Below are 12,412 nucleotides of genomic sequence, written 5' to 3'. Positions count from 1 at the left end.
TGTACTATGTCTATTCCCAACCATCTCGAAACCACGGAAGTCGTTTTGCTGGAAGTCGAAATATTGTTCACAATTATTGCTACCGGCGCCTGGGGGGGATTTGTTAGCTATCTTATCCGCCGTGATAGGCAAGAGGGTGACGATCATTCCCATAAGGGAATCATGCACTGTTTGACCCAAGTGGTGGTTTCCTGTTTTACCAGTTTTTTGCTCAGCGCTGTAGCGATTGAAAAAGAGCTTAGTTTTAATATGGTGCTACTCGCCGCCGGTCTTGGCGGAGTATTTGCAGGGCCGATTTTAAAAATTCTTGGCGAGAAAATTAAAAAAGCGCTGGACGACGCAAAAATACATTAACTACATCTTTAATGTATATCGATCATGATAAAAGGCTCATCCCTGAGTCTTTTATTAGCTATAATTAAATAATCGTGTTATTTGACTCTGGCTTTCATCCAGCCAAAAATGAACTCTTCATTTTGTCTATTTTTTTCAGTGATATCCAGGTAGTAGGCGCCCTGGCTACAGTTGAGCGCTTTGACTAATACCTCCTCCCCCTGCTTACCACGTAAGGTCAGAAAATACTTGAGGGCCGCGAGCGTTCGGGGGCCAATCTTGCCATCGGTTTTGATATCCTGGTAGCTTCTTTCTTCCCGATTTAGTGCATTTAGCCAGCGCTGTAGCCACACGCAGGGATAGTGGGGGCCAATATTGACTGCGGCATCGCAGAGTTCAAAGGAAATGGGCCAGGAGAGTGTTGATATCTGCTCGAAGCCAGGTTTAATCCAATAATCTTCTTCGAGAATAGAAAATGCTTCAGTTCGCGTCAGGTTGATCATCTCACCGGTATAACCATGGGCCCGGGCTGTCGCCTCAGTGATTCCCCAGTTGGTTGCACCACCTTTATCTTTCGGGTTCAGGCTGTAACCACCTTCCATCGCCAAAATGCCATCAATGATTGGGTTCATTTTTTCTCTCCTTGAATTAATGAATATGCAAATACATCACTGTACCGAGGGTGACAGAAAAGACCGTGGTTAATGCTGCCAGCGTCTTTCTGAAAACCTGTCGTTTGTTTTCTTTCTTCTTGCTTTCCATTGCTTTAATAGGGATCTCTTTATTAACTTGAATGCCTTGTCTTGGGATGGTGATAAAGAGATCGTTTATTCCAAGCGACTTCAGATCTCGTCTGATCAGGTAGAGTATTTGAGTTAAATTTGCATCATTGACAAAATGGCTACGACTTCCCCATAACTCTGTGGTTATTTTTTGGCGCTCAATAATATCCATATCAGCATTTTCGATGATGAAGCTAAGACACTTCGCCCTCATTGCCGTCATTTTAATGACCTTTGAGTTGGAAGCGGTTCTCAGTTCATACTTTCCTTCATTATAAACGCAATTGTCGTTGATGAGATAAGTTTTCATATTGTCGTCCTTTAGATATGATCCTGTTTGCTTGCGTTAAATATATTGTACGAGAATTGTCTTAATCTATTACTTGTCATCCGTATTATTGTAATGTCATTTGATGGTGAGAGCTTAATCACATAATCTCATGTAAGTTAAATGATATTTAACTAGATGATTAATGATATTTACTATGCTGCTGATGTTTTAATCCCGTTTTGATGAGATGCGTTTACCTGCTGATGAGCCGGAGATTATTACTATCATTTTGGCCTCATAAATTAGCGTGAAGCCTGTCTCGAAAACGTGATGTTTTGTGATTAGCCATCGCCTCGTAAGGATTGGATTATTGGCCCGGCAGAACGAACTGCGACAATTTTTCAAACTTAAAAGGAAATTAAAAATGGCTACCAGCAAATTGATTCAAGGCGATACGCTGACCGAAACCAGCAACGCCGCAGACGGCTTTAACCCGGCAACAGAAGTGAGCGCATACAGCTATACCTCCGCTCGCGTCGCTAAACCGGTCTATAACAAATACAAAGCTTCCACCACCAAACCCAAAGTCTTCGGCTACTACACCGACTGGTCACAGTATGATGGTCGTCTGCAGGGCGATGATTCAAAAGATAACCGCGGTCGCGGCTACGACCTGGCCAACGTTTCTCCTACCGCCTACGACAAAATCATCGTCGGTTTCGTCGGCGTGACCGGCTTCCACAAAGTAGACAACCTGTGGCGCGACGTGGTTGCCGAAGGTGCCGATCAGTGCGGAAAAGTGAAGTACGAGCCCACCTTTCTCGACCCGTGGGGCGACTTCCAGTCTTACGTTAACGTTGGCCATACCGTCAGCGGCTGGGATGTCGATCCGAAGACCGTGACCCAGAGTAATACTAAAGGCCTGCTCGGCGGCCTGCGCGATCTGCAGGCCAAAGCGAAGCAGCAGGGCCACGACCTGGTGCTGTCCATGAGCATCGGCGGCTGGAGCATGAGTAACGGTTTCCATGAAACCGCCGCGTCTGACGCCGCGCGTAAGGTCTTTGCCAAAGGCGTGGTAAAACTGTTCAAACAGTTCCCGATGTTCAGCGAAGTGGATATCGACTGGGAATATCCGAACGCCGAAGGCGCTGGCAACCCGTACGGCCCGGAAGACGGCGAGAACTACGCCCTGCTGATTGGCGAACTGCGTAAGCAGCTGGACGCCGCAGGCCTGAGCAACGTCAAAATCTCCATTGCCAGCTCGGCGGTGGTCAAGACGCTCGGCTACTCTAACGTCAATGCGCTGCTGGAAGCGGGCCTGTACGGTATCAACGTCATGACCTATGACTTCTTCGGTACCCCGTGGGCGGAGAGCGTGACCCACCACACCAACCTGAAGGCGCTGGAAGAAGGCGGCTGGGGGGTGGATACCGTTGTCGGCCATCTGCTGTCCGAAGGCTTCCCGGCAGAGCGCATCAACATTGGTTACGCTGCCTACACCCGTAACGGGCGCAACGCGGAGCTGGAATCCCTGTCCCCGCTGAAAGGCACCTATAACCCGGGCACCGGCACCACCGTAGGCTCCTTCGAATCGGGTACCACCGAATGGTACGACATCATTTATAACTACCTGGATCTGGAAAACCAGAAAGGCCGTAACGGCTTCAACGTCTACACCGACAAGGTTGCCGACGCGGACTACCTCTACAACCCTGACAGCAAACTGTTCATGTCCCTGGATACGCCGCGCACGGTGAAAGCCAAGGGCGAATATGCCGCCAGCCTCGGCCTGGGCGCGCTGTTCACCTGGACAATCGACCAGGACAACGGCGTGCTGGTTAACGCCGCCCGTGAAGGTCTGGGCTATGAAATAGCGTCTGAAGTTATCGATATGGAGCCGTTCTATTTCGAAGGCATCAACGTCGACCCGGCGGATGAACCAGATGAAGAAGATGCGACTACCGACGTGAACCACGCGCCGAAAGCCGCCGTTGAACTGCGCGTCGTCGGCGGCTCTACCGTACAGCTTTCCGGTGAAGGATCCTCTGACGAAGATAAAGACGATATCACCTTCAGCTGGGGGGTTCCGTCTGAAATCACCGTGGCTGACAAAACCGTTCCCGTGATCGAGTTCGTCGTTCCGGACGTTTCCGTTAAAACCAACTTCCAGTTCACCCTGTTTGTCCGGGATGTCTGGGGTGAGCCTTCTACCCAGCAGCGTTTCGTGCTGGTCGCCGTTCCGGCTGCGTCTCAGATTCAGCCTGAGCCGGAAGAGGAAGATAGCGTTGTGCCAGTAGAGCCGGAAGAAGATACCACGCCGGCAGAAGATGAGACTTCCGGGGATGACGCGACTACGCCTTACCCGCTGTGGGATGCTGCTACCGTGTACGGTGGGAACTGGGGATCATTCGAAACGGTAAGCTGGAAAGGCCATAACTACCAGGTGAAATGGTGGTCTCAGGGCGACCAGCCGGATCTGAACTGCGCTGCGGGCCAGGCGTGGACTGACCTTGGTGCTTACTAATCCTTTTCATTAAAGGAAAAGGATTGAGTTCAACAATACAAGCCCCGGAAAACCGGGGCTTTTTCCACCAGGGAACGAGGAGTGTTGTCAATGACGGTCTCGATTAAAAACAGCCAGATCGATGTGAATAGCTGGTATCAAAAAATCACGTTAACCATCACCAATGAAAATAACCGTGCCGTGGATATGAATCATGCGGTCATTAGCTTTACCGGGTCCGGCCATCAGGATCCGTGGGGAAATTTTGGCGGTACCCTCAAAGGGGACATGCCTCTTACGTTAAGCGGTAAATCACAGGGGACCGTTGACGTCAATGAAATCATTATTAATAACAGCCGGCAGCTGTTACTGCAGCCGGGCGAAAGCGGTACGTTATTCTTCAGTTTTGCCGCCACTCAGGTTCCGGTAAAACTCTCGACCTTCACATTAACTCTGGCCTCTTCGGCACAAGACGAGACAACGGATGACGCTGCAGATGAGGTTGAGCCAGAACCTGAAGTTCCCGCCGATGATGATACTGATAGCCTGAAGCCCGAACCTGAAGACAATATCCCTGCTGATGAGGAAACGGATGAGGTTGCTCCGGAACCTCAAGAGCAGGGTGATGATGCGGTTGAGGAAGAGGAAGGGATGGTTATTGCGGCAAGCCAGCTGAGTACGACCAGCTGGTATCAGCGCGTCACCCTGACGCTGACCAATCTCTATTCCCACTCTATCGATCTTAATCAACTTAAGCTGGAGTTTACCGCCAGCGGGCATCCCGATCCTTACAGCCCGTTCAGCGGTTCTTTGCTCGGCAATAAGCCCGTGACGCTGGGCAGCGACGGCGGTTGGCCCATCGAGAAAAATACGATTACCCTTCATCATGATGGCGAGTTCTGGCTGACGGCCGGGGCCAGCGCCGAGCTGCAGTTCTTTCTTTCCGCGACCCAAACTCCGGTCACGATGAGCGGCTTAACCGCAACCCTGGCGCACGATCCTGGCCGTCAGGGGACGATTGAAATTCAGTTTCCACCGTTGGCGGAAAGCACAACCCTCAAGCCGACCATCGATCTGCGCTATCCAGACGCAACATCACAACGCTTTGCCGGCGAGTGGGGACAGGCTTTAGTCATCGGCGATCTTAGCGCCGGCGATTACGCTATCACCGTGCTGGAGCTGTGCAATGATGATATGCGGATCGCGCCTGTTGAATCGACGTATCCGCTTAAGCTTGTTTCCGGCCATGACGCCCAGACCTGCCGGGTTGCGTATCAATCGCCAGTACCGTTGGCTTCGGTACGCCTGACTGTCGATGCCCCTGAGTTCATCGGCGCGGAAATGGTGGTTGAGCTGTGGACGGAATCTGGCGTCTGCGAAAGAACCCTGACAATGCCCGTCAATCAAATGCAGCTGGTGACCCGGCTTACCGCGGGGCACCGCTATCAGATGGGTTTGCAACCTGCGGTTATCAATAACCAGATGGTGACGACTCCCGCCCAGCCGACTATTTTTACCCCTGAACAAGGGGTGGCGAAAGAGGTGCTCGTCGGTTTCCGGCAGACGGAGGTTGATAGCCATGGTTTTGTTGAGGTTCAGGCCACTATACTGGGCTTGCCTGAGGGCGTTTCGCCCCAGCGCTATCGGTTCTGCTATGGGCAATATCAATATACTCTGATGCTGGAGAGCACTCCCCATCTGCAAACGCTGGCGATGCCTATGGCTCCTGGCCAGTACAGCGTTGAGGCGCCAGAGGTTTATCTCTCCGGGACGCCGTGGCGCTGTGAACCGGACGCGCCGCTGCGGCTGTTGCAAAGCGTCAACCATATCACCCTGGAGTTTGTTCAGGGCGTTCCCTTGCAGGTTAAAGGCTGGCCAAACTATCTCGCCCACGGTGGCGTGACGGTGAATGCGGCGGACACCGTATCGCTATACCGCGACGTCCCCTTCAGCGCCCTGTTTAAATACGATGGTTTTGATGGCGGCGGTGACCCCGTCCCGGCTGCGGAAGTGGATAAAAACGGCGACGGCTTTCTTGATTATGATTCGCTCCCGATTCACAAAACCGTTCCTCTGGTACGTGAGATTGAAAAAGAGGCGGGCCGTTGCGTAATGCCGGTCATGGTGGTGTATACCGCCAATGCCAGCGGCGGCAGTGCGCTCGCCGATCTCCAGGACGCTCAGCGGTTGCGTAACCATTTTGGCAACTTCATCACCCAGTGTCTCGCGGCGCAATCCTGGAAGGATGACGAGCATCCGGTTCCCGCCACCTTTGTGCTGAACCCCGATTTTCTTGGCGCGATGCAGCAGGAGCCGTATGGCTACGCTGCGGTGCGTCAAGCGAATAGCATGCAGGTTAATGTCCAACTGGCGGCCGCGATTAACGCTTTGCCTGCGCTTCCGGGATTCAGCGCGCCGGTGTTGCCGACTTTCTCTAACGATCTCTACGGTTATGTCCAGGCGATCAACTACCTTGTGCGGCAGTTCGCGCCGGATGTGGCATTCGGCTGGCAGACAAACGTATGGGCGACAGGAACGGCAGATTGGGTACTCAGGCCGAACGCCGATCCGGCCGCGCAGGGGACCGCTATCGCCAACTTTATCAATGAGCTGGGTGTCTATAGCGGTGAGTATGCGCCAGACTTTATCGCCTTTGATAAATTTGAGCGCGATTGCTTTAGCCCTGATGCATTAGCGCACTATGCCTGGAACGCGACCTGCTGGTTTAATTATCTGGGGATGGTAAAACACGCGGCTAAAGCTCTGCGTAAACCGGCAATGCTGTGGCAAATTCCGGGCGGCCATATGCCAACCGTGGATGAAGGCAACAGTAAAATTGCCGCCGCGCATTACGCATCGGGCGGAAGCTTCTTCATGGGCGATGCGCGTATTGGCTGCGATCTCGATACCATCGCGTCAGATCTGCTCAATACGACGGTGAATAGCGCAACTTACGGCGCGGCGACCGTCGGTGACTTTTTACGCCAGGATAAGGGTTACGACTGGGGGCAAATGCAGGCATTGAATCTACCCGACTACCATGTTTTCTCAGTACTGTGGGGCGGCGGCTCGACGGTAAGCATAACCACCATTCACTCTAATGGTGAAGATGGCGGTTGGCTTGCAGATAAAATGGTTGAGTATTATACCGCACCGGCCTATTTCAGTTAATGTCGCATTTACCCCGCCATAGCGCCTGAAAAATGCATCGCTGTTCATAGTGATTCAGAATATTTAATTTCTGAATCACTATTTTTTAGTGTATTTTTATTTCGGGAGAGATAGTTTCAGCAGTTATTTTATTGTTATGTTAATTTTTTGTTTTGCGATTTATTTGTGGTTGTTGAAGTTTATATTAAGAATTTGCGCTTTGTGCTAAGTATTGCGTTTTCGTGCTTGCGGCTAAAAATATACTTCCGGGAGGATGTTTATAATGAATTGAAGATAACCTCCGTTAAGTATATCTTGGGGTAATCTATGATTATGGTAATAATGAAAAATGAAATTAGACGTTGCTGAAAATGATAATGGGAATACCCTGCATTCCTATCTTTTTTCCCAACAGGCTAAACCGCATGCAGCGCTTGATGCTCTCTTCGCCTCGCTATGGCCCTTCGGTAAACCTTTTAATTTGGCTCCCGGAGATGAGTTTTTACTGAATTCAGACGGGGAAAATAAAATTGTGCTGCTGGAGTCCGGTATATTTTCGTTTTGCCGCTGTGGCAGCGGACTTCATGTTAATTCCTCTTTTGCTCCCGCCATTATCGGATTAGTCGATAGTTATGGGGTGACTTACAATGTTCCGACCCGGCCAGAACACTTTCTGATAGCGGAAACGAAGTGCAGCGGGCGCGCAGTGTCTCTGCCCGACTTTATCAAGACTGTTGATGAGTGCGATCTGTGGCACGATGTCGCACGAATACTTGCCTATCGTCTGATGGTCATGAGCGTACGCGATCGTGAACTGGTTGGCGTGGACTCTTATCTGAAGGTGAGATCGTTATTAATCGAGCTTTGGGCTTATGCCAGCGAATATCGACAAAGTATTAATGTGCTTAACTTCATTCAACGCCGAACAGGAATATCCCGTAGCCGTACCATGAAGCTTCTCTCTGAACTGAAAAAAGGCGGCTATATAACTATTGATGGCGGCCGTTTAATAGATATGAAAAAATTACCCACGGCTTTTTAATACTTTTCAGGGCAAAGGTGTTTATTAGATTAGTAGTCACCTTTTAAACTTTCTTGGTACAGCAATCGTCGAGATATTCATATATTGATTATCCTGTCAATCATGCTAATGACGTAAAGAGAGATTTCCCATTGGTATAGTTTTTAAATATCTTATGGGGCATAAAAAGCGTCGACGATCGCGGCAATCGCTCATGCTTCATCCCATTCACGCTAAGCTAATACGCATAACCTTGAAGATGGCGATACGGATCCTTTCCTTATGGTCCGTTGAGGATGGAGCTGGCGTACCTCTGACTTCCTGTCCGGACAACGCAGCGCCCCCACTGACGATCGGACGGCCAATCTCTTAACGAGGGTTAATTCGTAAAAATCGAGTCTAATGGCAATTTAAAACTGATTTTTTCGAGGTTTCCGCATATGTATTATACTTTTATCGAGTTGTTTGCGGATAAGGTGAGGTAAAAGTGAAACATCTGCAGCGTTTTTTTCAGAGCGATGCTTCCGGGGGCATTATCTTAATCCTGGCCGCCATCATGGCCATGTTATTAGCCAATACCGGCATGACCAGCGGCCTGTATCGCTCTTTTCTGGAAACGCCCGTCCAGCTGCGCGTAGGTGCGTTAGAGATCAACAAGAACATGCTGTTGTGGATTAACGACGCGCTGATGGCGGTATTTTTCCTGCTTATCGGTCTGGAAGTGAAGCGTGAAATGAATCAGGGGGCATTGGCCAGCCGTCGCCAGGCGGTGTTTCCGGTGGTCGCGGCGTTGGGCGGCATGGTGGTGCCGGCGCTGGTCTACCTGGCGTTTAACGGCCAGGATTCGATTGCCAGAGAAGGGTGGGCAATTCCGGCCGCCACCGATATTGCCTTCGCGCTGGGCGTACTGGCGCTGCTGGGGAATCGGGTGCCCGCCGCGCTGAAGATTTTCCTGATGGCGCTGGCCATTATCGACGATCTGGGCGCCATTATTATTATTGCGCTGTTCTATACGCACGATCTTTCCGTCGTCTCATTGGTTGTCGCTGCCGGAGCCATTGCTGTGCTGGCGGGGTTAAATCTGTGCGGCGTACGGCGTACCGGGATCTATATTCTGGTGGGCGCCATACTCTGGACCGCGGTTCTTAAGTCGGGGGTTCACGCAACGCTGGCTGGGGTCATTGTCGGCTTTATGATCCCGCTAAAAGAGCAGAACGGCAAATCGCCGGCGAAGCAGCTTGAGCACGTGCTGCATCCGTGGGTGGCATTCCTGATCCTGCCCCTGTTCGCCTTCGCTAACGCGGGCGTTTCTTTGCAGGGCGTCACGGTCGAAGGGCTGACCTCACTGCTGCCGTTGGGTATTATTGCCGGGCTGTTTATCGGCAAGCCGTTGGGTATTAGCGTCTTCTGCTGGCTGGCGCTGAAGCTGAAATGGGCTTCGTTACCCGAAGGAACTACCTGTAAGCAAATTATGGCTGTCGGCATCCTGTGTGGGATTGGCTTCACAATGTCGATTTTTATTGCCACCCTGGCCTTCGGTAGCGTCGACCCCGGATTGATCAACTGGGCCAAGCTTGGCATCCTGATTGGATCGATATTATCGGCCGTCACGGGATACATAATATTGCGTAAGCGCGTAACGGATTCGGGCTACGCGGCTTAACATCTCACGGAGAGCCGCTACGGCTCTCCTGGACATTATCAGGGAGAGAAGCATGTCGCATATCAACTACAACCACCTGTACTACTTCTGGCATGTCTACAAAGAGGGCTCCGTTGTTGGCGCGGCGGAAGCGCTGTTCCTGACGCCGCAGACCATTACCGGGCAAATAAAGGCGCTGGAAGAACGTCTGCAGGGGAAATTGTTCAAGCGCAAAGGAAGGGGGCTGGAGCCTAGCGAATTAGGTGAACTGGTGTTCCGCTATGCGGATCGCATGTTTACGCTGAGCCAGGAGATGCTCGACATCGTTAACTACCGTAAAGAGTCGAATCTGCTGTTTGATGTTGGCGTTGCGGACGCGCTGTCGAAAAGGTTGGTGAGCGGCGTACTGGATGCCGCGGTCGTCGAGAATGAACAGATCCATTTACGCTGCTTCGAGTCGACCCACGAAATGCTGCTGGAGCAGCTAAGCCAGCATAAACTCGATATGATTATCTCCGACTGCCCCATCGATTCCACCCAGCAGGAAGGGCTGTTTTCGGTGAAAATCGGCGAGTGCAGCGTGAGCTTCTGGTGCATGAATCCGCCGCCGGAAAAACCGTTCCCCGGCTGTCTGGAAGAACGTCGACTGCTGATCCCCGGTCGCCGTTCCATGTTAGGGCGCAAGCTGCTGAACTGGTTTAACTCGCAGGGTTTGCAGGTGGAAATTCTGGGCGAGTTTGATGATGCGGCGTTGATGAAGGCCTTCGGCGCGGCGCACAATGCGATATTTGTCGCACCGACGCTCTATGCGCATGATTTCTATAGCGATGAGTCGATAGTCGAGATCGGACGCATGGACAACGTCATGGAGGAGTATCACGCCATCTTTGCCGAACGAATGATCCAGCATCCGGCGGTGCAGCGTATTTGTCATCGCGACTATTCGGCGCTCTTTACGCCGCCTCAGGCATAGGCCAGAACGGTTTCTTGCCGCGCGGGAAAACGCCGCACCAGTTCATGCGGAAGCATGAGCTGGCTGCGATAACCAGAACGCGAGTCGTGACGTATTACGTGATAAACGACAGGCATAAAAAAACCCGCTTTCGCGGGTTTTTTTACAAAGCGACAACAAGCAGGCGATTAAGCCAGTTTGTTGATCTGAGCGGTCAGGTTTGCTTTATGACGCGCAGCTTTGTTTTTGTGGATCAGACCTTTAGCAGCCTGACGGTCCACGATTGGTTGCATTTCGTTAAATGCTTTCAGTGCAGTAGCTTTGTCGCCAGCTTCAATAGCTGCGTATACTTTCTTGATGAAAGTACGCATCATAGAGCGACGGCTAGCGTTGTGCTTGCGGGCCTTTTCAGACTGAACGGCGCGCTTCTTAGCTGATTTGATATTAGCCAAGGTCCAACTCCCAAATGTGTTCTATATGGACAATTCAAAGGCCGAGGAGAATGCCCGTTTAGCCTTCTTTTGTCAATGGATTTGTGCAAATAAGCGTCGTTTAAACTAACAACGCTTTATTACGTAGTGATGGCGCAAGATTCTACCAGCTTGTTGCAGGCGAATACAGCCTTTGGACCATAAAAATCGACGACCCCGGAGAGATTTTCCCGCAATCTCGCGCTGAGTGAATGAATTCCCGGGATCTTTCGGTGAAGAGGTGCAATCGCTGGTTAACGTCGCCAGTTGTACAAGGTATACTCGGACGATTTTCACTGTTTTGAGCCAGACATGAAGCTGATACGCGGCATACATAATCTCAGTCAGGCCCCGCACGGGTGTGTGCTGACCATTGGAAATTTTGACGGCGTGCATCGCGGGCACCAGGCATTATTGCAGCGTTTGCGCGCAGAAGGTCGCCAGCGTGGCTTACCTGTGGTGGTGATGATTTTTGAACCACAGCCGCTTGAGCTTTTTGCCGCCGATAAAGCGCCCGCGCGTTTAACGCGCCTGCGTGAGAAGCTGAATTATCTGGCCGAAAGCGGCGTCGATTACGTACTGTGCGTGCGCTTCGATCGGCGCTTTGCGGCATTGACCGCCCAGGACTTTATCAGCGAACTGCTGGTGCGCCAGCTGGGCGTCCAGTTCCTCGCCGTTGGCGATGATTTCCGCTTTGGCGCAGGTCGCCAGGGGGATTTCTTGTTACTGCAAAAAGCCGGCGTGGAGTTCGGCTTTGACGTCACCAGTACCCAAACCTTCTGTGAAGGCGGCGTGCGCATCAGCAGCACGGCGGTACGTCAGGCGCTGGCGGACGACGATCTGCCCCTCGCGGAGACGCTGCTGGGGCATCCATTTACCATCTCCGGTCGCGTCGTGCACGGCGATGAGCTTGGGCGCACAATAGGCTTCCCGACGGCGAATTTACCGCTGCGCCGTCAGGTTTCCCCGGTAAAAGGGGTCTATGCGGTAGAAGTGACAGGGCTTGGCGACAAACCTTTTATGGGCGTCGCCAACATTGGTACTCGTCCAACGGTCTCCGGCGTGCGTCAGCAGCTGGAAGTTCATCTCCTGGATGTTGTAATGGACCTCTACGGTCGCCATATAGATGTAATACTGCGTAAAAAAATACGTAACGAGCAGCGATTTGCGTCGCTTGATGAGCTGAAAACGCAAATCGCACGTGATGAGTTAACGGCCCGCGACTTCTTTGGGCTAACCGGCCAGGCATAACCCTGACGGTGTTTATCAAACCGAAATACGGAACCGA

Annotated in this window: 10 protein-coding genes; 7 read left to right on the top strand and 3 right to left on the bottom strand. The window is 51.7% G+C overall.

Annotation, left to right across the window (positions count from 1 at the left end; all coding sequences use genetic code 11):
* Positions 1 to 6 precede the first annotated feature (6 nt).
* Positions 7 to 354, top strand: a complete 348-nt coding sequence (locus ABLU88_RS24390; RefSeq protein ID WP_014227856.1) for a phage holin family protein — start codon at positions 7 to 9, stop codon at positions 352 to 354.
* A gap of 77 nt (positions 355 to 431) precedes the next feature.
* Here ABLU88_RS24390 and ABLU88_RS24385 read toward each other — a convergent pair whose 3' ends face one another.
* Complete coding sequence (locus ABLU88_RS24385) at positions 432 to 965, bottom strand: glycoside hydrolase family 108 protein (RefSeq protein ID WP_032747870.1); 534 nt, start codon at positions 963 to 965, stop codon at positions 432 to 434.
* A gap of 16 nt (positions 966 to 981) precedes the next feature.
* Complete coding sequence (locus tag ABLU88_RS24380) at positions 982 to 1,425, bottom strand: transcriptional regulator (protein WP_014227858.1); 444 nt, start codon at positions 1,423 to 1,425, stop codon at positions 982 to 984.
* Positions 1,426 to 1,810: 385 nt separating this feature from the next.
* Between ABLU88_RS24380 and ABLU88_RS24375 the strand changes: the two genes are divergently transcribed.
* The 5 genes from ABLU88_RS24375 (at position 1,811) to nhaR (ending at position 10,675) form a co-directional block, all read left to right on the top strand.
* Entirely contained in the window at positions 1,811 to 3,910 is a 2,100-nt protein-coding gene (locus ABLU88_RS24375; protein ID WP_154916567.1) for a glycosyl hydrolase family 18 protein, read from the top strand.
* Positions 3,911 to 4,000: 90 nt separating this feature from the next.
* Positions 4,001 to 7,060, top strand: a complete 3,060-nt coding sequence (locus tag ABLU88_RS24370; protein ID WP_348838268.1) for a chitinase — start codon at positions 4,001 to 4,003, stop codon at positions 7,058 to 7,060.
* A 328-nt stretch (positions 7,061 to 7,388) separates the two neighbouring features.
* The gene (locus ABLU88_RS24365) at positions 7,389 to 8,081 is read left to right on the top strand and encodes a winged helix-turn-helix transcriptional regulator (protein WP_025108496.1); all 693 of its coding nucleotides are present in this window, start codon (positions 7,389 to 7,391) and stop codon (positions 8,079 to 8,081) included.
* A gap of 466 nt (positions 8,082 to 8,547) precedes the next feature.
* Positions 8,548 to 9,723, top strand: coding sequence for a Na+/H+ antiporter NhaA (gene nhaA, locus ABLU88_RS24360; protein ID WP_025108497.1), 1,176 nt, complete (start codon positions 8,548 to 8,550; stop codon positions 9,721 to 9,723).
* A 52-nt stretch (positions 9,724 to 9,775) separates the two neighbouring features.
* Entirely contained in the window at positions 9,776 to 10,675 is a 900-nt protein-coding gene (gene nhaR, locus ABLU88_RS24355; RefSeq protein ID WP_014227863.1) for a transcriptional activator NhaR, read from the top strand.
* Between the two features lie 167 nt (positions 10,676 to 10,842).
* Here nhaR and rpsT read toward each other — a convergent pair whose 3' ends face one another.
* Positions 10,843 to 11,106 (bottom strand): 30S ribosomal protein S20, encoded by a 264-nt coding sequence (gene rpsT, locus ABLU88_RS24350; protein ID WP_003018940.1) that lies wholly within the window; start codon positions 11,104 to 11,106, stop codon positions 10,843 to 10,845.
* 330 nt (positions 11,107 to 11,436) lie between these two features.
* On the opposite strand from rpsT, the gene ribF reads away from it, so the two are divergent.
* Positions 11,437 to 12,375: a bifunctional riboflavin kinase/FAD synthetase gene (ribF, locus tag ABLU88_RS24345; protein WP_004098483.1), complete on the top strand. Its 939-nt coding sequence runs from the start codon at positions 11,437 to 11,439 to the stop codon at positions 12,373 to 12,375.
* The last annotated feature ends 37 nt before the right edge of the window (positions 12,376 to 12,412 follow it).

The organism is Klebsiella sp. GW_Kp182 (assembly GCF_040062275.1).
Lineage (GTDB): Bacteria > Pseudomonadota > Gammaproteobacteria > Enterobacterales > Enterobacteriaceae > Klebsiella > Klebsiella michiganensis.
This window is presented reverse-complemented; position numbering and strand designations above follow the sequence as displayed.

What these genes read in the sequence shown, in the direction of transcription:
- ABLU88_RS24380 (WP_014227858.1), bottom strand. Translation starts at nt 1,425, where the DNA reads ATGAAAACTTATCTCATCAACGACAATTGCGTTTATAATGAAGGAAAG.
- ABLU88_RS24375 (WP_154916567.1), top strand. Translation starts at nt 1,811, where the DNA reads ATGGCTACCAGCAAATTGATTCAAGGCGATACGCTGACCGAAACCAGC.
- ABLU88_RS24365 (WP_025108496.1), top strand. Translation starts at nt 7,389, where the DNA reads ATGAAATTAGACGTTGCTGAAAATGATAATGGGAATACCCTGCATTCC.
- ABLU88_RS24385 (WP_032747870.1), bottom strand. Translation starts at nt 965, where the DNA reads ATGAACCCAATCATTGATGGCATTTTGGCGATGGAAGGTGGTTACAGC.
- ribF (WP_004098483.1), top strand. Translation starts at nt 11,437, where the DNA reads ATGAAGCTGATACGCGGCATACATAATCTCAGTCAGGCCCCGCACGGG.
- ABLU88_RS24370 (WP_348838268.1), top strand. Translation starts at nt 4,001, where the DNA reads ATGACGGTCTCGATTAAAAACAGCCAGATCGATGTGAATAGCTGGTAT.
- ABLU88_RS24390 (WP_014227856.1), top strand. Translation starts at nt 7, where the DNA reads ATGTCTATTCCCAACCATCTCGAAACCACGGAAGTCGTTTTGCTGGAA.
- nhaR (WP_014227863.1), top strand. Translation starts at nt 9,776, where the DNA reads ATGTCGCATATCAACTACAACCACCTGTACTACTTCTGGCATGTCTAC.